This window comes from Achromobacter sp. FW305-C-28, assembly GCF_058783235.1.
Map to the genome: position 1 here is coordinate 78,988 of NZ_JBYSYL010000002.1, position 20,090 is coordinate 99,077.

The 20,090-nt window shown below is 68.7% G+C and carries 20 protein-coding genes and 1 pseudogene; 10 read left to right on the plus strand and 11 right to left on the minus strand.

All coding sequences use genetic code 11. The features are described 5' to 3' along the window. Nucleotides 1–17 precede the first annotated feature (17 nt). The gene (locus tag AC3WMR_RS05305; RefSeq protein WP_025140981.1) at nt 18–776 is read left to right on the plus strand and encodes an AraC family transcriptional regulator; all 759 of its coding nucleotides are present in this window, start codon (nt 18–20) and stop codon (nt 774–776) included. A 59-nt stretch (nt 777–835) separates the two neighbouring features. Here the strand turns inward: AC3WMR_RS05305 and AC3WMR_RS05310 are convergent, their stop codons facing one another. The 3 genes and pseudogenes from AC3WMR_RS05310 to tetR form a co-directional block, all read right to left on the minus strand. Further along, on the minus strand, nt 836–1,645 hold the full coding sequence (locus AC3WMR_RS05310; protein WP_492263872.1) for an aminoglycoside phosphotransferase family protein: 810 nt from the start codon (nt 1,643–1,645) through the stop codon (nt 836–838). Nucleotides 1,646–1,697: 52 nt separating this feature from the next. Further along, entirely contained in the window at nt 1,698–2,159 is a 462-nt protein-coding gene (locus AC3WMR_RS05315) for an NUDIX hydrolase (protein WP_492263950.1), read from the minus strand. Beyond that, nucleotides 2,139–2,726: pseudogene (gene tetR, locus AC3WMR_RS05320) on the minus strand (tetracycline resistance transcriptional repressor TetR); the annotation flags it as partial. The pseudogene tetR and the gene AC3WMR_RS05315, both read right to left, overlap by 21 nt. 151 nt (nt 2,727–2,877) lie before the next feature. Between tetR and AC3WMR_RS05325 the strand changes: the two are divergent. From AC3WMR_RS05325 to AC3WMR_RS05340, 4 genes are all read left to right on the plus strand, one after another. Then, nucleotides 2,878–3,753, plus strand: coding sequence for a LysR family transcriptional regulator (locus AC3WMR_RS05325; RefSeq protein WP_025140986.1), 876 nt, complete (start codon nt 2,878–2,880; stop codon nt 3,751–3,753). A 137-nt stretch (nt 3,754–3,890) separates the two neighbouring features. After that, on the plus strand, nt 3,891–4,676 hold the full coding sequence (locus AC3WMR_RS05330; RefSeq protein ID WP_492263871.1) for an aldolase: 786 nt from the start codon (nt 3,891–3,893) through the stop codon (nt 4,674–4,676). A gap of 41 nt (nt 4,677–4,717) precedes the next feature. Continuing rightward, nucleotides 4,718–6,043, plus strand: a complete 1,326-nt coding sequence (locus AC3WMR_RS05335) for an MFS transporter (RefSeq protein ID WP_492263870.1) — start codon at nt 4,718–4,720, stop codon at nt 6,041–6,043. Between the two features lie 7 nt (nt 6,044–6,050). Then, nucleotides 6,051–6,650, plus strand: coding sequence for a 2-hydroxychromene-2-carboxylate isomerase (locus tag AC3WMR_RS05340; RefSeq protein WP_492263869.1), 600 nt, complete (start codon nt 6,051–6,053; stop codon nt 6,648–6,650). A gap of 85 nt (nt 6,651–6,735) precedes the next feature. Here the strand turns inward: AC3WMR_RS05340 and AC3WMR_RS05345 are convergent, their stop codons facing one another. From AC3WMR_RS05345 to AC3WMR_RS05360, 4 genes are all read right to left on the minus strand, one after another. Next, the gene (locus AC3WMR_RS05345; protein ID WP_492263868.1) at nt 6,736–8,022 is read right to left on the minus strand and encodes an ABC transporter substrate-binding protein; all 1,287 of its coding nucleotides are present in this window, start codon (nt 8,020–8,022) and stop codon (nt 6,736–6,738) included. Nucleotides 8,023–8,135: 113 nt separating this feature from the next. Continuing rightward, complete coding sequence (locus AC3WMR_RS05350) at nt 8,136–8,879, minus strand: GntR family transcriptional regulator (protein WP_175194915.1); 744 nt, start codon at nt 8,877–8,879, stop codon at nt 8,136–8,138. 12 nt (nt 8,880–8,891) lie between these two features. Beyond that, nucleotides 8,892–10,565, minus strand: coding sequence for an AMP-binding protein (locus AC3WMR_RS05355; RefSeq protein ID WP_492263867.1), 1,674 nt, complete (start codon nt 10,563–10,565; stop codon nt 8,892–8,894). A gap of 3 nt (nt 10,566–10,568) precedes the next feature. Next, on the minus strand, nt 10,569–11,603 hold the full coding sequence (locus AC3WMR_RS05360) for a cyclase family protein (protein ID WP_492263866.1): 1,035 nt from the start codon (nt 11,601–11,603) through the stop codon (nt 10,569–10,571). A 182-nt stretch (nt 11,604–11,785) separates the two neighbouring features. On the opposite strand from AC3WMR_RS05360, the gene AC3WMR_RS05365 reads away from it, so the two are divergent. Together AC3WMR_RS05365 and AC3WMR_RS05370 are read left to right on the plus strand one after the other, a co-directional pair. Further along, the gene (locus tag AC3WMR_RS05365; protein ID WP_492263865.1) at nt 11,786–12,781 is read left to right on the plus strand and encodes a Bug family tripartite tricarboxylate transporter substrate binding protein; all 996 of its coding nucleotides are present in this window, start codon (nt 11,786–11,788) and stop codon (nt 12,779–12,781) included. Continuing rightward, nucleotides 12,778–13,503 carry an SDR family NAD(P)-dependent oxidoreductase gene (locus AC3WMR_RS05370; protein ID WP_492263864.1) on the plus strand — a complete coding sequence of 242 codons (726 nt, stop codon included), beginning with the start codon at nt 12,778–12,780 and terminating at the stop codon, nt 13,501–13,503. Before AC3WMR_RS05365 ends, AC3WMR_RS05370 begins: the two co-directional genes overlap by 4 nt. 36 nt (nt 13,504–13,539) lie before the next feature. On the opposite strand, the gene AC3WMR_RS05375 is transcribed toward AC3WMR_RS05370, so the two are convergent. Further along, a complete protein-coding gene (locus AC3WMR_RS05375; protein ID WP_492263863.1) occupies nt 13,540–13,935 on the minus strand; it encodes a hypothetical protein in 396 nt (131 codons plus the stop codon). Nucleotides 13,936–14,119: 184 nt separating this feature from the next. Between AC3WMR_RS05375 and AC3WMR_RS05380 the strand changes: the two genes are divergently transcribed. Further along, a complete protein-coding gene (locus tag AC3WMR_RS05380) occupies nt 14,120–14,758 on the plus strand; it encodes an alanyl-tRNA editing protein (protein WP_492263949.1) in 639 nt (212 codons plus the stop codon). A gap of 20 nt (nt 14,759–14,778) precedes the next feature. On the opposite strand, the gene AC3WMR_RS05385 is transcribed toward AC3WMR_RS05380, so the two are convergent. Beyond that, a complete protein-coding gene (locus AC3WMR_RS05385) occupies nt 14,779–15,756 on the minus strand; it encodes a GlxA family transcriptional regulator (protein ID WP_492263862.1) in 978 nt (325 codons plus the stop codon). Between AC3WMR_RS05385 and AC3WMR_RS05390 the strand changes: the two genes are divergently transcribed. Beyond that, nucleotides 15,751–16,431: a DJ-1/PfpI family protein gene (locus AC3WMR_RS05390; RefSeq protein ID WP_492263861.1), complete on the plus strand. Its 681-nt coding sequence runs from the start codon at nt 15,751–15,753 to the stop codon at nt 16,429–16,431. The genes AC3WMR_RS05385 and AC3WMR_RS05390 overlap by 6 nt on opposite strands. 54 nt (nt 16,432–16,485) lie before the next feature. Here AC3WMR_RS05390 and AC3WMR_RS05395 read toward each other — a convergent pair whose 3' ends face one another. Further along, nucleotides 16,486–16,968: an Lrp/AsnC family transcriptional regulator gene (locus tag AC3WMR_RS05395; protein ID WP_175194931.1), complete on the minus strand. Its 483-nt coding sequence runs from the start codon at nt 16,966–16,968 to the stop codon at nt 16,486–16,488. 133 nt (nt 16,969–17,101) lie between these two features. Here AC3WMR_RS05395 and AC3WMR_RS05400 point away from each other — a divergent pair, with 133 nt between their 5' ends. Next, nucleotides 17,102–17,731, plus strand: a complete 630-nt coding sequence (locus AC3WMR_RS05400; RefSeq protein WP_492263860.1) for a LysE family translocator — start codon at nt 17,102–17,104, stop codon at nt 17,729–17,731. Between the two features lie 77 nt (nt 17,732–17,808). Here AC3WMR_RS05400 and AC3WMR_RS05405 read toward each other — a convergent pair whose 3' ends face one another. Next, entirely contained in the window at nt 17,809–19,707 is a 1,899-nt protein-coding gene (locus AC3WMR_RS05405; protein ID WP_492263859.1) for an ABC transporter ATP-binding protein, read from the minus strand. Between the last annotated feature and the right edge of the window lie 383 nt (nt 19,708–20,090).

A 20,090-nucleotide genomic window follows, 5' to 3' on the forward strand; every position in this document is an offset into this window, starting at 1 on the left:
CTATCGAAAACCCGCCAATGCGAGAGTTTCCTTCCGAGGCGCCACCGGTGGTGGCGCGCTCGTTTCACTATGAAGACGGCCAGCGCCAGGAGCCGCATTCGCACGAACGCATCCAGCTGATGTATTCGCCCACCGGCATCATGCGCGTCATGACCGAAGACGGCGCCTGGCTGCTGGCGCCGATGCGCGCGCTGTGGATTCCGCCGGGCGTGGCCCACGAAGTGCGGATGGTGGGCAAGGTCACCATGCGGTCGGCCTTCATCGCGCCGGACGCCGCGCCGTGGCTCTGGAAGGATACCTGCGCGCTCGACGTGGCGCCGCTGATGCGCGAACTGATCCTGACGCTGAACCAGCCGGCCGCGCGCCATGGGCCGGTGCAGCGCCTGAGCGCCGAACTGCTGCTCAATCTGCTGGCCGGCACCGAACGCCAGCACCGCCAGCTGCCGCTGCCGTTCGACCGCCGCCTGCGCAAGGTCTGCGCGGCCGTGCTGCAAACGCCGGGCAACGACGACACGCTGGAACAGTGGGGCGAGCGCATGGGGGCCAGCGCCCGCACGCTGGCACGCCGCATGAAGGACGAGACCGGCATGACGTTTCACCATTGGCGCCTGCAGGTGCGCATCGACGAAGGCATCTGCCGGCTGTTGCAGGGCCAGTCGGTGGTGAGCGTGGCGCGCGCGCTGGGCTATGCCAGCGCCAGCGCGTTCGTGTATATGTTCCGCAATCTGATGGGGGTGTCGCCCACGCGCTATCTGGAGCAGATTGCGCCGACGTAGCGGGGGGGCGGGGCGCGGCTGGCCGGGGCCTGGCCTGCCGATCTTCGTGGCGTGGCCCGCTAGCCTTCCAGCAGCGCCAGCGCCTGCGCGGCGATGTTCAGGTCGATGGCCGCATCGTCGCCATCGCCCAGGAACCACGCGGCCGACAGGCCGCACCAAGCCACCACCCATTGCAGCAGGCGGCGGCGGTCCAGGCCCGATTCGTCGACCATGATGTTCAGGCGCCGTTCGAAGCAGCCCGGCACGATGGCAACCGCCGGGTTCGGGTCGGCCAGGTCGGGGTTGCAGAACACGTTGGCGTAGTCGAACGCGCGTTCGCCATAGAGCCGCTTGGGGTCGATGACCAGCCAGCCGCGGTCGCCGAAGTCCAGGATGTTGTCGTGATGCGCGTCGCCGTGCAGCACGACCGGGTCTTGCGGATCATCGAGCAGCGCGCGGGCGTGGCGGGCGCTGTGGGCCAACAGGCCGCCGCGCGCTTGCGCCATCGGCCACAGGTCGGCGAACCATTCGTGCAAAGGGCGCAGCGGCGGCAGGGGCTTGCCGCGCGGCGCGTGCAGGTCGCGCAGCACGCCGCAGATGATGCGGGTGGCTTCGTCGTCGCGGCCGGTGCGGGCGTAGGCGGCCAGCGAACGCGTGCCGGTGGCGCGTTCGAGCAGGATGGCATCCGCGTCATGCGCCAGCACCCGGGCCGCGCCCTGGCCATCCCACCAGGTCATCAACACGCCGCCCTGGCGTTCGTCTTCCTCGACCGACACCTTCAGCATGGCGGGCACGCCCGCCTGGCGCACCGGCAAGAGCCGCGCGGCGGGCGTGGTGAGGGGGGCGCCGTCGGGCACGAGGTTCCAGCGGGACAGGTAGGGGTCGAACATGGGCTTGTGTCGGTCATTCGGCAATGGGCAGGCCGGGGCCTGGGCGATCGCGCTATAGCTTACCGTCCCGGGCCATCAGCGCCGCCGCCTTGCGCGCGATGTCGGCCACGCCGAAGCTGGTAGCCAGCGCCTGGCCATCCAGGTCGGCCAGCGGCACCCAGCGCGCATCCAGCGCATCGTCGCCGGCCACCGGTTCGCCGGACTGCCATTGGCACAGCACCGCGGTCAGGATGTAGTGCCGGCGCAGCGCGCCGCTGTCGTCGCGGTCGAATACGTCAACGGCATCGAACACCCTCAACGGCTCGGCGCGCACGCCGCATTCCTCGAACAATTCGCGCGCGGCCGCGTCTTCCAGGCGTTCGCCGGCATCGATCTTGCCGCCGGGAAAGGCCCAGCGGTGCTGGTCGGGCGGGTTGGCGCGTTGCACCAGCAGCACGTGGCCGTCGCGGACGACGGCGGCGATGGTGGCGGCGATGGGGCGTGGGGCCGGGTCGGGCGCCAGGCCGTCCAGCATCATCGCCAGGCCGAATTCGAAGGTGGCGTCGGGGCCTTGTTTGTCCAGCGCCTTCATGGCGCGGGCCAGGGCCGGCGGCGGGCTGGGCGGTGCGACGCGATCGGGCGCGGCGGCGTCAAAGGCCTGCTGCTCCATCACCGAGCCCACCACATAGTGGCCGATCACCCGCAGCGCATTGGCCGCGCGCAGCGGCGTGAAGCCGGCATCGCACAACAGTGCCAACTGGGCCTGCACGCGGTCGTATTGGGGTTCGGCGCGCCGGGTGCCGGCGTGGATGCGCGCCCCGTCGCGATGGGCCAGCAGCGCCCGGCGAAAGCTGCGGGCGTTGGCCTGCAGGAATTCCTTCCAGGGGCCGCCCGGCGTCGGCATGGCCTGCATAGGGTCGCGCAGCATGGCCTCGGCCAGCGCGTCCAGCAGCGCCTGCTTGCTCTTGAAATGCCAGTACAGCGCCGGCTGCTGCACGCCCAGGCGCTCGGCCAGCTTGCGGGTGGTGAGGCCGTCCACGCCCACTTCGTCCAGCAGTTCCAGCGCGCTGGCGATGACGGCGTCACGTTGCAATTTGGCCATGTCGGGGTTCCTTGTCCAGTGCGGTAATTTATCATCGATCAATGAAACTCCCGATAGTGGCGCCGCGCCCCTTGGGGCACACTGTCAGCCGCGCCGCTTCGAGCGCGATCGATAAGGATGGGGCCCGCCGACAGGCCTCGCAGGGGAAAGCATGGACACGCCAGACCGCCAATTGCGCTATTTCGTGCGGATCGCGGAATTGAAATCGCTGTCGCGCGCGGCGGAAGACCTGGACCAGACGCAGTCGGGCCTGAGCCGCCAGCTGGCCGCGCTGGAAGCGCACGTGGGCAAGCCGCTGTTCGTGCGCACGGGCCGCGGGGTCGAACTGACCGAAGCTGGCACGCGCTTGCTGGACGGCATCCTGCCCGCCTATCGCAGCATCGACCAGACGCTGGAGGCCGTGCGCCAGCGCGAAGGCGTGACGCAGGGCTCGGTCCGGCTGGCCACGGTGCATACGCTCAGCTATTACTTCATGGCCGAGGTGGTGGCGCAGTTCGTCAGCAGCCGGGAACACGTCAATCTGTCGGTCATGGGCCGCAGCTCGCCCGAGGTGGTGGCGCTGGTGGAAAGCGGCAAGGCCGACATCGGTTTTGTCTACGACGCCGCGGTGGCGTCCGATGCGCTGGCGTCCACGCCGCTGTTCGACGACGACATGTGCCTGATCGTGCGGCGCGGGGTCGACGTCGCCGACGGCGTCGACCTGGGCGCCATGGCGCTGCGGCTGGTGGGCTTTCCGCCGCACTACGCGCTGCGCAAGATGATCCACAGCGCGGGCCTGCAGCCCGAATTCGTGGCCGAAGCCGAAACCATCGACGCCATGCTCAAACTGGTGTCCTCGGGCGTGGGCGCCTGTATCCTGCCGTCGCGCATTCCCGAAAAACTGCTGGCCGACTACGAACTGCGCAAGGTGGCCATTGCCAGCCCGGTGCTGCGCCGCCGGGTGGTGGCCATCACCCCGGCCCAGCGCCAGCCGCTGCCGCTGGTGGGCGAACTGCTGGACTGCGCGCGCCGCATCGCGCGGGGGTAGGGGCGGCAAGGCTGGCCCGCGGCGGCCGCCGAATACCTGCTATGACCCGCACTGCATGGCTTGATGCCGCCAAGGTTTCCATACTGCTTCCCATGGCGCGGGGTTCGTCCGCGCCGTCCGCAACATGAGGAGACAGCATGGACAACGCCCTGCGCGAGAAAGCCTATTTCGACACCCGCGCCACCAGGGAAATGGCGCAACACCTGCGCGCGGTGCCGCGCACCACGCAGGAAACCATGGCCTACGCCTGCCGCATCCTGGCGATGACCGAGCAGGAAGCCGGCCTGGCCGGCCAGATCAGCGTGCGCTCGGACCGCCCGGGCGCCTACTGGACGCTGCGCTTCGGCCTGGGCTTTGACGAGGCCACGCCGGCCGATTTCATCGAGGTGGATCGCGACCTGAACACCCTGACGGGCGAGGGCATGGCCAACCCGGCCACGCGCTTTCACCTGTGGGTGTACGAAGCCCGGCCCGACGTGCGCTCGATCATCCACACGCATTCGCCGTGGGCCTCGGCGCTGGCGGCGGCGCGCCAGCCGCTGGTGATTTCGCAGATGGACATGACCCCGCTGCACGATGACTGCGCGTTCCTGGGCGAGTGGCCCGGGGTGCCCATCGCCGACCAGGAAGGCGTGATCATCTCGGCCGCGCTGGGCGCCAAGCGCGCCATCATCCTGGCGCACCACGGCTACCTGACGGCGGGCGCCAGCTGTGAGGAAGCGACGTATCTGTCGGTCTACCTGGAACGCGCCGCGCGCATGCAGATCCGGGCGCAGGCCTTCGGCCCGCTGACGCCGGTGGACGACGCCCTGGCGCGCGAAGCGCACGACTACCTGCTCAAGCCTTCCATCGTGCGCGCCACCTTCGATTACTGGTGCCGCCAGACGCACGGCATCGCGCCGTTGCCGCTGCCCAGCCGTTAAGCGCGGCTTTCCATACCAACATTTCAAGGGGAGTCACGCAGATGACGTCCAAGACACCACGCGCGCGCTCGCGCCGCGACTACGTCACGGCTGGCCTGGCCAGCATGATGGGTACCACCATCGAGTGGTACGACTTTTTCCTGTACGGCACGGCCGCCGCGCTGATCTTCAACAAGATCTTCTTTCCATCGTTCGATCCGCTGACGGGCACGCTGGCGGCCTTTGCCACCTATTCGGTGGGCTTTTTCGCGCGGCCGCTGGGCGGGGTGATCTTCGGCCATTACGGCGACAGGATCGGCCGCAAGTCCATGCTGCTGATCACGCTGCTGCTGATGGGCGTGCCCACCATCCTGATCGGGCTGATTCCGTCGTACGAGCTGATCGGCTACTGGGCCGCGGTGCTGCTGGTGCTGATGCGTTTCCTGCAAGGTATCGCGGTGGGCGGCGAATGGGGCGGGGCGGTGCTGATGGCCGTCGAGCACGCGCCCGAAGGCAAGAAGGGCTTTTTCGGCAGCCTGCCGCAGGCGGGCGTGGCGCCGGGGCTGATCCTGTCGTCGCTGGCGATGGGGGCGGTGGCCGCGCTGCCCGAAGCCGACATGCTGGCCTGGGGCTGGCGCCTGCCGTTCCTGGCCAGCGTGGTGCTGTTGCTGGTGGGCTGGTTCATCCGCGTCAAGGTGGCCGAGTCGCCGGACTTCGAGCAGATGCGCGAGCAGGGCGCCAAGGTGGAAGTGCCCGTGGCCGTGGTGCTCAAGCACCACCGACGCGCGCTGCTGACGGTGGTGGGCGCCCGGCTGGCCGAAGTGACGTGGTTCTACACGGTGGTGACGTTCTCGCTGGCCTATGCCACGGGCACCTTGGGCATCCCGCGTTCGGTAATGCTGGACGCCACCATCTGGGGCGCGGCGCTGGCGCTGTTCACCATGCCGCTGTTCGGCGTGCTGGGCGACAAGGTCGGCCACAAGTGGGTCTTCATGGCGGGCGCCGTGGGCATCCTGGCCTGCGCGCCGCTGTTCTTCCAGCTGCTGGCTACGGGCCAGACTGCCTGGATCATCACGGCGGTATGCCTGGCGGTGGGATTGGTCTACGCTTGCCTATACGGCCCCGAGGGTACGCTGTTTTCCAGCCAGTTCCCGGCCGAGGTGCGCTACACCGGTATCTCGCTGGCGGTGCAGGTGTCCGGCGCCATCGGCGGCGGCCTGGCGCCGATCATCGCGACCTGGCTGCTGGCCAAGGCGGGCGGCGATCCGAAGTACGTGGTGGCTTACCTGAGCGCACTGGGCGTCGTTGCCGTGTTCAGCGCCTGGCGCATGCGCGGCGATACACCGGCGCAGGTGGCGCGGGCCGTTCCGGCCGGCATCCGAACCTGAGGACGACATGAAGACGATCGACTACTACTTCTGGCTGAATTCCGACTGGGCCTACCTGGGCGCCGACCGGCTCGAAGCCCTGGCGGCGCGTCACCAGGCGCGCATCCGCTACCTGCCGGTGGACCTGCCCGATGTGTACTCGCGTACCGGCGGCGTGCTGCTGGGCCAGCGCTCGCCCGAACGCCAGGCCTACCGCGTGGCCGAGCTGGCGCGCTGGTGCCGCAAGCTGGGCATTGCCGTCAACCCCAAGCCGGCGTTCATGTGCCCGGACGCGGGGCTGGCCTCGCGCATCGTCATCGCGGCGGATCGCGCCGGGTTGCCGGTGGCGGCGCTGTACAAGGCCATCTTGAAGGCCGAGTGGTGCGACGAGCAGGACATTTCGTCGCCCGCCACGCTGCACGCGATCATCAGGCAGCAGGGCCTGGACGCCGACGCCTGGCTGGCCGCCGCCGAGCGCCCCGAAGCCGAGCAGATCTACCGCCAGAACACCGACGCCGCGGTGGCGGCGGGCGTGTTCGGCTCGCCGTCGTACGTGTACCGCGGCGAGCTGTTCTGGGGGCAGGACCGGCTGGACATGCTGGAAGAGGCGGTGGCGGCGCCGGCATAGCGACGCGTGGCCTGATCGGGTCGGGGCGGGCGTGAAGCGCGGCTGCCAGGCCCGGCCATTCTGACGGACCGGGCCCAGGCGCCGCCTACTTCGCCGCCGCCTTCACCAGCGGGCAGGTCGACTTAGCCAAAGGCATGAAGGCCTCGTCGCCCGGCACCGTGGCCACCCGGTGGTAGTAGTCCCAGGGCCGTTTCGATTCAGACGGCTTTTTCACTTCGAACAGGTACATGTCGTGCACCATGCGGCCGTCTTCGCGGATGCGGCCATTGGTGGCGAAGAAGTCGTTGATGGGCATGGCCTTCATCTGCTTCATCACCGCGTCCGGCGCGTCGGTGCCGGCGGCCTGCACCGCCTTCAGGTAGTGCATCACCGACGAATACGTGCCGGCCTGGCTCATGTTCGGCATCTTCTTGAGCTTGTCGTAGTAGCGCTGCGACCAGGCGCGGGTCTGGTCGTTCATGTCCCAGTAGAAGGCCTCGGTCAGCATCAGGCCGCTGGCCGCCTCCAGGCCGATGGCGTGGATGTCGTTGATGTACAGCAGCAGGCCGGCCATCTTCTGGCCGCCCTGGGTCAGGCCGAATTCGCTGGCCGCCTTGATGGCGTTGACTGTGTCGCCGCCCGCGTTGGCCAGGCCCACCACCTGGGCGCGGCTGGACTGCGCCTGCAACAGGTACGAGGCGAAGTCGCTGGACCCCAGCGGATGGCGCGCGGCGCCCAGCACGGTGCCGCCGCGGGCCTTGACCACGTCGGTGGCAGAGGCTTGCAGCGTGTGGCCGAAGGCGTAATCGGCCGTCAGGAAGTACCAGCTCTTGCCGCCGCGGTCGACGATGGCGCGGGCGGTGGTGTTGGCCAGCGACCAGGTGTCGTAGGTGTAGTGCACCGAATAGGGCGAGCACAGGTCGTTGGTGATGCGTTCGGTGCCGGGGCCGCTGAAGACCACGATCTTCTTTTTCTCGCGGGCCACTTCCAGCACCGCCAGCGCCGGAGCCGAGCCGGCCACGTCCATCACGGCGTCGACTTTCTGCGTGTCGTACCACTCGCGGGCGCGGGCCGCGGCGATGTCGGCCTTGTTCTGGTGGTCGGCCACCAGCAGGTCGATCTTCTTGCCCAGCACCGTGCCGCCGAAGTCGTCGATGGCCATCTGCGCGGCGGTGGCGCTGCCCTTGCCGGTCACGTCGGCGTAGACGCCGCTCATGTCCAGGATCAGGCCCAGCCGGACGATGTCGTCCGAGATGGCGGGGGCGGACTGGGCGGCGCCTGGGCCGCTCCATGCCAGGGCGGTGGCCAGCACCACCGCGCACGGCGCAAGCCGTGCGAAGTGGCGGCGGGGTCGGGGGCTGCGTTGCTGCGAAATCCGGGGCATCGGGGTCATGGTTGTCTCCATTTATGGTTATGCCGGATACGTGCGGGGAACAGCGGGCGCTTGGGCGGTCAGCCGCGCCTTTTCTGGAATAGCGGGGGGCGCCGCGTGCGCCACAGGCGCGGCTAGCGCTGCGTCAGCAGGTCGAATTCCATGCGGACCTTGCGGAACGGAAACTCCAGCCGCGCGAAATACACCACGCGACCGTCGATGCAGGCGTAGCGGCGCAGTTCGGCCACGGGCGAGGACACGGGAATCTGCAACGATTCCGCGGATTCCTGGCCGGCCTCGATCACGTTCAGCACCTGGCGCGCTTCGCTGATGCGGGCGCCGTAGAACTGGTCCAGCACCGGCGCCACGGTACTTTTCTGGATGCGGGCCCGGTGCTTGCGAAACAGGCTGCTTTCCAGGAACACCTCGCTGTAGCAGAAGGGGCCGGCATCGGTGGTATGCACCCGCCGCAGGTACTGGAAGCGGCCATCGCGGTCGGCCTCGCACGGCATGCCCAGGGTGTCCGGCAATGGCGAATCGGCGCTGGATTCCACCAGCGACACGGTGCCCAGCTGATTGCTCAGTTCCACCGTTTCGGCCCAGGTCTTGGGGATCAGCAGCGTGGGCGTTTCGGGCAGCGCGGCATTGACGAAGGTGCCTGATCCGCGCGAACGCCGGATCAGGCCGTCCTGCTCCAGCAGGCCGAAGGCCTGGCGGATGGTGGCGCGCGAAATGCCGTAGGTGTCCATCAGCGATTCCAGCGGCGGAATCTGCTGGCCGGGCCGCCAAGTGCGATTCTGGATGTGGCTGCGAAACAGCGCGGCCGCCTGCAGGTACAGGGGCTGGGGACTGTGCGAGAAAAGCTTGCGCGCGGGCATGGGTCGGCAGAATCAGGAAGAGAGAGGGGCGGCGAGCAGGGCGTCGGCCATGTCGCGCAGCCGGTGTTTCTGGATTTTCACCGAATTGGCGCTTTCCACCGACGGAAAGGCGTCCAGTGCGGTAAAGCCCACGGGCACCTTGAAGCCGGCCATCGCCTGTTTGCACGCGGCGGTCCAGCCGGCCGCATCGGCCACGGCGTCCGGGTGCAGCAGCACAAAGGCGTAGGGCACGATCTTGCCGTGGCGGGTGGCGCCCACCACCTGGCAGGCGCGCACGCCGGGCAGGGTTTCGACGACCTGTTCGATTTCCACCGGGTTCACCAGAAAGCCCGACAGCCGCAGCGAATCGCCCATGCGGGTTTGGAACACGAACTGGCGCGGATTCAGCGTGTAGCCCAGGTCGCCCGTCTTGAAGTAGCCGTCCTCGGTAAAGGCGCGGGCGGTGGCGTCGGGGTTGTCCAGGTAGCCCTGCATCAGGCTGGGCGACCGAACTTCCAGTTCGCCCGATTCGCCGTGCGGCAGCACCGCGCCGCTGGCCGGGTCGCGCGTTCGCACGCGGGCGTCGGGGTAGACCAGCGTGCCGCCGGGCTGGTGGCGGGCCGACACGTCGCCTTGCGCGGCCTCGCGCGGCTGGCCGGCCACCAGGGCAATCAGCTCGCTGGATCCATACAGGCCGGTCAAGGGCACGCCGGCCTCGCGGGCCAGGTCCAGCATGTGGTCCAGCGCGGGCGTGAAGCTGGCAAAGCCGAACAGCCGGGCCGAGGCGAAGCCGCCGGGGGCGGCGGCGCGCATCATGGCGACCAGCGCTTCGTTGTTGGCATAGGTGTGCGTGACCCGGTGGCGCGCCACCGCGGCGGCGGACTCGGCGGCATCGAACACCGGCGCGCACACGACCGGCGCGCCTTGTGCCAGGCCCCCCACCAGGGTGGCAAAGCCGAAGGCGCCGCAGAATGGCGCGCTGGCCAGCACGCACGTGCGGTCGTCGTAGCCGAAGGCGTGGGCCACCGCCGCGCCGTGGCGCAGCAGCGTCGTCTGGTCGTGCAGCACGAACTTGGGCTGCGAGGTGGTGCCGGACGTGGTGAAGCACAGCACGCCGGCATTGGGCTGGGCGGGCGGCGGGGCGTCGGGGCAGGCCAGAAGGTCGGCGTAGCGGTAGAGCGGCCGGCCGTTCCGGGAAGCCAGGGAAGACGCGTCGTCCGCCCCGCCTTCGTCGGCCACCGCCACCACGCCGCGCAGGCGCGCCAGGTATTCAGGCGCGACGTCGTTCAGGATGCCTTGGAAGTCGATGCCCTTGAACCCCGGCCAGAACACCAGCCAGTCGGCGCGGCCGCGGCCCAGGATGTCGGCTACTTCCAGCGCGCGAAAGCGCGTGTTCACCGCCAGCACCAGGGCGCCCAGGTGGGCGGCGGCCAGGAAGGTCTCGACCCAGGCGGCGCAATTGGGCAGCCACACCGCCACGCGGTCGCCGGGGCGCACACCGGCGCGCGCCAGGCCGGCGGCCAGGGCGCGGCTGCGGGTGCGCAGCTGCGTGTGGCTGATGGGCTGGTCGCGGTCGATCAGCGCGGGGGCATCGGGCTGGCGCGCGGCCAGGGCGTCCAGGTGCTGCGAAAAGGTGGCGGCGATCGGCGTCAGGCGCGACGAGTCGGACGTGGCAGCGAACGGGGCCGAGGCAACAGGCTGCGTCATGGCTTACACCGTGGCGATGGGGGTGACGGGCGAACCCACGGCGCCCGGCATGCGCAGGGGCGGTGCGGTCAAGAGAAAGCGGTTGCGCCCTTGCGTGTGCAGCCAGTCGGCCAGCGCCTTCAGGTACCACAGCTCGGCCAGCGGCACGCCCAGCTTGAACAGGCAGTGATGGTGCAGCGGCAGGATCGAATGGCCGGGCCCCGAGGTACGCGCCGGGTACGCTTCCACCGCGTAGTTGTCGGCGCAGATGGCCGCCACGCCGCTGTCGGTGATCCAGCCCAGCAGCGCCGGGTCGGCCCCGTCCAGCACCGCGCCGGTCTGCTCGAGCCGGTGCGGATCGGGCTGGCCGCTCATTTCCACCAGCGTTTCGGCAAAGCCCGTGCGCAGCACCAGCATGTCGCCGGGTTCGACCACCACCTTCTGTTCGCGCATGGCCGCCTGCAACTGGGTATGGCCGACCCGCGTGCGGCCGGGGCCGAAGGCGCGCGCCAGGTCGATCAGCACGCCGCGGCCCTGCATGCCTTTTTCGGCGTAGCGGTGGATGCCGAGCTTGCGGGCATAGGAGCCGCCGGGCGGGCAGCAGTCGCCCGGGGCGACATCGTCGCCGCCGAACACGTCCACGCCGGCCGCATAACCGTTGTAGTAGACGCGGCGGGCCTCCCCGTCGCCCTGGATGTCGAACTGCGCGCCCACGTGGCACAGGCCGTCCCACTGGGTCGAATACTGCATGCTGAGCGTGACCTGGTCGTCGGACAGCACGTCCACGGCCTCGGGTTGCAGGCGCGACATGGCGAAGTTCAGGTAGGGCGCGCCGTCGCGAAACGTGGGCTTGAGCACCGGCGGATGACGGCGCGGATTCAGCACGTTGCCGCCGGGCAGGTCCAGCGGCAGCGACAGGCAGAACACCTTGCCCGCGCGCACCTCGCGCACGGCTTGCAGCACCTTTTCCTCTGTCAGGAGGTTCAGGCGGCCGATCTCGTCGTCGGGGCCGAAATCGCCCCAGGTGGATCCTTCGGGCCGTTGCGTCCAGCGTTTCATGGGCATGTCTCCGGTCTGTTTTTCGTGTGCTTGTGAATATAGTCCGTATTTACGTACTATAGGAAGCACCTGTTGGCCTCGCTCGCCGCAAGCCGCGTGGGTCGGCAGGAAAAAAATGGCAATTCGCCGCCGGCGGAGCCAACAGAAATCCGCGATCAGCGGATTCGCGAGGAGACAGATCCATGACGCATTCCCTGCATCGCCGTGCCGGGCGGCAGGCGCTGGCCGCGGCCGCCCTGGCCGCGCTGGCCCTGTCCGCGGCGCACGCCGCGGGCTATCCGGAGCATCCCGTCACCGTGGTCGTGCCGTATCCGCCGGGCGGCGGCGCGGATATCTTCGGCCGCGCCATCGCCAATGCGCTGCAGCCGGGCCTGAAGCAGACTGTGCTGGTCGAGAACAAGCCCGGCGCCGGCGGCAACATCGGCATGGCCTACGTGGCCCGCGCCAAGGCCGACGGCTACACGCTGGGCCTGGGCACCATCGGCACGCAGAGCATCAACCCGTTCCTGTATGCCAATATGACGTTCGACCCCGAGCGCGACCTGGTGCCGATCGCGCTGGTGTCCACCACGCCCAACGTCATTGCCGTCAGCGCCAAGTCGCCCTACAAGACCGTGGCCGACGTGATCCAGGCGGCCCGGCAGTCCAAAGACAAGAAGCTGACCTATGCCTCGCCCGGCATCGGCTCGTCGGTGCACCTGACCGGCGCCTATTTCGAGGCGATGGCGGGGGTGACGATGCTGCACGTGCCGTTCAAGGGCACGTCGGCGTCGCTGCCGGCGGTGGCGGGCGGTCAGGTGGACCTGCTGTTCGACAACCTGCCGGGCGCGCTGGCGCAGATCAAGGACGGCAACCTGGTGCGCGGCGTGGCCGTCACCTCGGCCACGCGCGACCCGTCGCTGCCCGACCTGCCCACCGTGGCCGAGTCCGGCCTGCCGGGCTTTGACGTCACGGCCTGGTTCGCGCTGTATGCGCCGCGCGGCACGCCGGAAGCGGTCGTCAAGCAACTGATCGAGGCCGCGCGTACGGGCCTGGCCAGTCCGGCCATCGCTACCAATTTCGCCACCATGGGCGCCCGGCCGGGTACGCTGTTCGGCCCCGACCTGGGCGCCTTCGAGCGCGACGAGCGCAAGAAATGGGGCGGCCTCATCAAAGACAAAGGAATCACCGCGCAATGAACGCTTCTCCCATCGCATTGGTGACCGGCGGCAGCCGCGGCATTGGCCGCGCCATCGTCGCGCGGCTGTTGCAGGACGGCTTTCGGGTCGTCAATTTCAGCCGCCGCGCGCCTGACGAAACCTTGCCCGGCGAGACCTTCCAGTCCGTCGACCTGGGCGATGCCGCGGCGACCGTCGCGGCGGCGGGCGCGCTGGTCGCCGCGCAACCCGTGCTGCACCTGGTCAACAACGCCGGCATGATCCAGGTCGCCGATATCGAATCCGTCACGCAGGAAGATCTGGCGCGTACCGTGGCACTGAACCTGACCGCGCCGCTTTTGCTGATGCAGGCGCTGCTGCCGGGCATGCGCCAGGCCGGCTACGGCCGGGTGGTCAACGTCGGCAGCCGGGCGGCCCTGGGCAAGCCCGGCCGCTCGGTCTACGGCGCCACCAAGTCGGGCCTGGTCGGCATGACGCGCACCTGGGCGCTGGAACTGGGCAAGACCGGTGTCACCGTCAACACGGTGGCGCCGGGGCCCATCGCCACCGAGCTGTTCGATCAGTCCAACCCGCCGGGCGAGCCGAAGACCGTGGCGCTGGAAGCGTCGATTCCCGTGGGCCGGATCGGCAGACCAGAAGATGTGGCGCATGCGGTGTCCGGATTCATGGACCCGCGCGCGGGCTTCATCACCGGGCAGGTGCTGTACGTGTGCGGGGGAATGTCGGTGGGGTTGGCGGGGTAGGGGCCGGTGGCGGGTGAGCAGGGTGGCGCCAGCCGGTCAGGCGGCGCCGTCGCTGCCGTTGAGCGGCCAGGGAAAGTCCGGCGTGATGCGCAATTCCAACCCCGCCTGCGACAGCAATTGGTGCAGCCGGATCACTTCATGCGCCAGTTGGTCTTCGGCGACTGGCAGGTTCTGCGTGATCAGGTCGCGCGCCCGCTTGACGCCAATGCCCAGCGCCACCGACAGCCGGGCGATGGCGGTGGCCGTGCCCAGCGCGCCGGGCGTCGCCCACAGCGTGTAGGGCGTGCGGTCGTGGAAGGGATGGTTGGGATTGGTCGTGGCCACCATCCAGCCGCATGCGGTGCACCGCGCGATCAGGCTCAGGCCCTGTTCGGCCACGATCTGGGGCTGGCCGCACTCGGGGCAGGGCGATTGCGTGATGCGTTCGGTCATGGTCGGGGTACGAGGGCAATGGCGGGGCCTGCGGCAATCATCAGGAGGCGGAACCGGTAGCGTAATCCGTTCTGGCGCAATGCGGGCGCCGCCCGCTGTACAGGGCGGCATCCGACAAGGTGTACCGGCGCCCTCCGACGTGGCGTGGCTATGATGCGGGCATTCTTCGCCCGACGTTGCCGTGATGACCCGCAAGATATTCTGGCAAGACCCGTACCTGACTGCGCTCGACGCCCAGGTCATCGAGGTGGCCGGCGCCCAGCTGCTGCTCGACCAGACGATTCTGTTCGCCTTTTCTGGCGGCCAGGAAAGCGATGCCGGCACGATTGCCGGCTATCCCGTCCTGCAGGCGGCCAAGCGTGGGCTGGACATCGTTTACACCTTGCCCGCCGATCACGCGATCAAGGTGGGCGACAGGGTGGCTACGCAGCTTGACTGGGACCGTCGCTACCGGCTCATGCGACTGCATTTCGCGGCCGAGATGGTGCTGCAGCTGATTTACCAGCGATGTCCCGGTATCGTGAGGACCGGCGCGCACATCGCGCCGGCCAAGGCGAGGATCGATTTCACCAGCGAGCACAGCCTGGCGCCGTTGTTGGCCGGCATCGCTGGCGACGCGCAGGCGCTGATCGAGGCCGATCATCCCATCGTCACGGCCTTCAGCGACGCAGGCACCGAGCGACGCTACTGGCGGGTCGACGGCTTTGCGCAGATGGCTTGCGGCGGCACCCATCCCCGCAGCACGGGCGAAATCGGCGGCGTGTTGCTCAAGCGCAGAAATCCCGGTCGCGATCGCGAACGCGTGGAAATTGTTCTGGCCTGAAGGGCGCGGCGGCGTTCGGGTCAGGCTGAGGGCCGCTTCCGGCCGATCACGTGCCGCAACGTCTTGGCGGACACCTTGCCCGAAGCCTGCAAGGCCTCGGCGCGTTCCTGCCGCAGCCGGCGCAGCACCTCGGCCGGCGTCACGCCGAAATGGGCGGCGAACTTGCGCTGGAAGGTGCGGCGCGACATATGGCAGGCGTCCGCCATGTCGTCCACCGACCAGCGCGCCGACAGGCTGGCTTCGATCTTTTCCACCAGGTCGCGAAACGGCGCCGACATGCGGTCTTGCAGCCGCAATGATTGGCTGTACTGGCGCTGGTCGCCATTTCTGCGCATGAACACGACCAGGCGCCGCGCCACGTCTTGCGCCACCTGGGCGCCGACGTCGCGTTCGATCAGGGCCAGCGCCAGGTCGATGCCGGCCGTCACGCCCGCCGACGTCCAGATGGCGCCGCTTTCGATATAGATGCGGTCGTCTTCCACCCGTAGCCCGGGATGCAGCTGGCGCAGCCGGTCGGCCGAGCGCCAATGCGTGGTCACGCGGCGGCCCTCGAGCAGGCCGGCCGAGGCCAGCAGGAAAGCGCCGGTGCAGACGCTGCACGTGCGGCGCGCCTGCGGGCTGCGGCGGCGCAGCCAGGCCAGCGTTTCGCCGTGGGCGCTGGCCAGGTCGATGCCGGGGCCGCCGGGCACGAACAGCATGTCGATCGGGGCGTCGTCGTCGTGGGCGAAGGTGGCGTCGGCCTGCATGCGCAGACCCTGGTCCCAGGTGGATACCACCGGCGTGGCGGCCACGGTGGCCAATTGGTAATGGGCGGCGCCGCCTTCTTCGTTGGCAGCGCTGAAGGCCTGCCAGGGGCCGGCCAGGTCCAGCGGCTGGAAACCGTCGTACAGCAGGAACACAATGCGTTTTGGCGCGATCGCGGACGCATTTGGCGCCTGCTTGCCGGCGCGTCCGCCTACGCTGGCGTTTCCATTCTGCGAAGGAGCATCGTCATGCATGTGAATATTCTCTTGTTCGAAGGGCTGACCCAGCTGGATATGACGGGGCCGTACGAGGTACTGGCCGCCGCGCCTGGCTTCACCGTGGATTTTGTCGCAAAAACGCTCGCACCGGTGCGTAGTGATCGCGGCCTGCGGTTCGTGCCAACCCAGACGCTGGATTCGGCGCCGCCCTGCGATCTGCTGGTGGCGCCCGGCGGGCCGGGCACGGATGATGCCATCGTTGATCCGGACTGGGTAGCCTTTACCCGCCGGCAGGGGGTAGCGGCGGGGCACGTGTTCGGCATCTGCACGGGGTCGCTGCTGCTGGGTGCCGCGGGCCTGCTGCGCGGCAAGCGCGCGTCCAGCCACTGGCGGGCGCGCGAGCTGCTGGCGCATTTCGGCGCCATCCCCAGCGACGAACGCCTGTGCGTGGACGGCAAATTCTTTACGGCGGGCGGCGTCACGTCCGGCATCGACATGGCCCTGAAAGTGGTGGCCACGCTGTGCGGTGACGACGTGGCCAAGCAGATCCAGCTGCAGATCGAATACGACCCCAAGCCGCCGTTTCCGGGCGGCACGCCCAAGACGTCGGAGCCGGCCATCGTGCAGCGTTACCTGGATATGTCGCAGGCGCGGTTCGAGACGCGCCGCGCGGCGGTCGAGCGCGCCGCGGCGGCGATGCCGCGGGACTAGGCGCCTGTTGCTCGGGGGGCTTGGCGCCGGCCTGCCCAGGCCTCGGGTGGGCGCCTAGCGCCCCAGATGATCCAGCGGCAGCGGACCATGCGGCTTGACGGTCTGGATCGCGAAGTTGCTGCGGATGTCCTTCACGCCGGTCAGTTTCAGCAGGGTGCCGAGCAGGAAGGTTTCATAGGCGCGCAGGTCCGGCACCACCACCTGCAACAGGAAGTCGGATTCGCCCGACACCAGGTGAGCGGCCACCACTTCGGGCAGCGCGCTGACTTCCTGGCGGAACTGGGCGGCGTCGCGCTCGTGGTGGCGTTCGACCTTGACGCCCACGAACACGGTCAGGCCCAGGCCGACCTCGTCGGGCGCGAGCCGCGCTTCGTAACCCTGGATCACGCCGGCCTCTTCCATCAGGCGCACCCGCCGCAGGCAGGGCGACGGCGACAGGCCGATCTGCTCGGCCAGTTCCACGTTGGTCAGGCGGCCGTTCTTCTGCAGGGCTTCCAGAATGCGGCGGTCGTAGGCGTCCAATTCACGTTTTGGCATGGAATTGATCGAAAATGTCGTTGATTGGTGAGGTATGCCAATAATGCTACTTCAAGTGGCAGGAATAGAAAGCACATGCCGATGCCTTTTCCCTAGAATGACCCTCATTCCAAGTCGTTGAAAGAGGGTGGTCATGGCCGATATGGCGTTGTTCCTGGGGGCGTTGCTGGTGGTCTATGTGGTGCCCGGGCCAGACATGATCCTGCTGCTCGAAACCGGCGCCTTGCGCGGCCGGGCGCCGGCTCTGGCCGTGGCAGTGGGCCTGGCGATTGCCCGCGCCGCCCACGTCACGCTGGCCGCGCTGGGGCTGGCGGCGCTGTTCAAGACGCATCCGTGGGCGTTCGACGCGGCGCGCACGGTGGGCGGCTGCTACCTGGTGTGGCTGGGCGTGCGTCTGCTGCGCGCCGGGCCGCTGTCGTATGACGTGGCGGCCCAGGCGCAGGCCGCCGCGCGCGGCAAGGGCCTGGGCGCGGCGCTGCTGAGCGGCGTGCTGACCAATGTGCTCAATCCCAAGGCGCTGTTGTTCTGCTCGGTGCTGCTGCCGCAATTCGTGTCGCCGGCCCAAGGCAGCATCGGCCAGCAGTTCGCGGTGCTGGGTGTGGTGCTGGTGAGCCTGGGGCTGACGTTCGACGTGCTGTGCGCCTTGGCCGGCGGCGCGCTGGGCCGCTGGCTGGCGGCCCGGCCGCGGGTACGCAAGTGGCAGGGCGCGGTGTTCGGCACCGCGCTGATCGGGTTCGGCTTGAAGCTGACCTTGAGCCGGTAGGCGCAGGGGCGGCTCGGCCAAAAAAATGGGCCTGACATATGTCAGGCCCATTTGTCATCTGCGGCGTTGCCGGCGCATTACTTGCCGAAGGCAAAGGATGTTTCGTCCTGGTCCTCGGCCTCGCCATCCGTTTTCACCGGCTTGGGCTGGGCGCCATCGGCCAGCATTTCCGCTTGCGTCAGGCCCTTGGTCAGTTCCAGGGCCTGGCGCTCGAACAGGCGCCGGTACAGGCCGCCCTTCAAGCGGATCAGCTGGTCATGGCTGCCTTCTTCGATGATGCGGCCACGGTCCATCACCAGCAGGCGATCCAGCGCACGCACGGTCGACAGGCGGTGCGCGACCACCAGCGTGGTGCGGCCGACCATCAGGCGCTCCATGGCCTGCTGGATCAGCACTTCGCTTTCGCTGTCCAGGCTCGAAGTGGCCTCGTCCAGGATCAGGATGGGCGCGTCCGCCAGGAACGCCCGCGCGATCGCGACGCGCTGGCGCTCGCCGCCCGACAGCTTCACACCGCGCTCGCCCACCAGCGTTTCATAGCCCTTGGGCAGCGCCATGATGAACTCGTGTGCGCTGGCCAGCCGCGCCGCGTGCTCGATCTCGGCCTGCGTCGCGCCGGGGCGGGCGTAGGCGATGTTCTCGGCCAGCGTGCGGTGAAACAGCACCGGTTCCTGCTGCACGATTGCGATCTGGCTGCGCAGCGACGACTGCTTCACCTGGGCGATGTCCTGCCCGTCGATGGTGATGCGGCCGCCGTTCACGTCATACAGGCGCTGGATCAGCTTGATGAACGTGGTCTTGCCCGACCCCGAATGGCCGACCAGCCCGACGCGTTCGCCCGGGGCGATGCGCGCCGAAAAATGGTCGTACAGCGCCGTGTCGTGCCGGCCGTAGCGGAACGTGACGTCCTCGAAGCGGATTTCGCCCGCACCGACGCGGATGTCGCCCGCGCCGGGCCGGTCGTCCACGCCCAGCGGATGCCGCGCCATGGCCACCAGTTCTTCCATGTCGTTGACCGAGCGCTGCAGGTTGCGGATGTGCATGCCTACGTCGCGCAGGTGGCCCTGCAGCATGAAGAACATCGTCAGCGCGAAGGTGATGTCACCGACGCTGGCCTGGTTGCGCGACCACAGGAACAGCGACGCGCCCAGGATGCCGGCCTGCATCGCCACCAGCATCGCGCCCTGGACGCCACCGTTGATGGTGGCGCGAACCCAGGTGCGGCGCGTGCGGCGGCGCCACTTGTCGACCACGCGGCCCAGCCGGGTTTCTTCGCGCGTTTCGGCGCCGAAGGCCTTGACCACGGGGTTGCAGCTGACGGCATCGGCCAGGGCGCCGCCCATGCGCGTATCCCAGGCGTTGCCCAGCCGCGCGGCCGGCGCGACGTAGCCCAGCGACAGCGTCGCGGTGACGGCGATGTACAGCACCGACCCTGCGCCGACGACCAGGCCCATGATGGGCCAGTGCACGCCCAGCAAGGCGGTAGCGCCGACCAGCATGACGACGGACGGCAGCAGGGCCACCAGCAAGGTGTCGTTGAGCACATCGACGGCCCACATGCCGCGGGTGATCTTGCGCACCGTCGAGCCGGCGAAGCTGTTGGCATGCCAGTCGGTGGAAAAGCGCTGCACGCGATAGAACGCGTTGGACACCATTTCATTCATCATCTTCAGGGTGAAGGTGATGATGTTCTGGAAGACCCCTTGGCGCAGCAGGGTGCCGCCGATGCCCAGGGCGATCAGCAGCCAGAACGAGGTGATGGCCGCGCCCCAGATCATCTCGTCGGCCGCGGCGCCGGACGCGACGGCGTCGACCAGGCGGCCGGCGTACAGCGGGGTCAGCACGTCGGCCAATGCGGACAGCAATGCCAGGCCGATGATGACGGCGGTGCGCCAGGGCTGGGCGCGCCAATAGCGGAAGGTAAAGCCGAGGACGTCCTTGAAGGCTTGTCCTCGCAGATCGATTTTTGTTCGATTCATTGCGATTGGCCGGCAACGCGGGGATGCCGGATTCCTTGTGGGAAAGGGGGTGATACGACCTGCGCAGCGAGGCGCAGGCATTGCGTTCAAGGGGTTGGAGCGGGCACGGAGGACCAGTCGCCAGGTAACCAGGCGATGGGTCCGCGCGGGCGACGACGACTTAGTGGCGTCGCGGAGATACGCGCGGGATGGCGGTATGCGGATTCATCATCTTGCGCCTCCCAGGTGTAGGTGAAGGGAAAAAACGTGGGCGTAGGCCCGGATTGATGATTCTATAGAAATGGTGTAGGGGAATCAACCGGGTGGCGCCGCGATCAGGGCGCGTGTGGGTTTTTTTCAACGGTGGCGGCCCGCCGGCAAGGTGCCGGCGGGCCGCGTGGCGC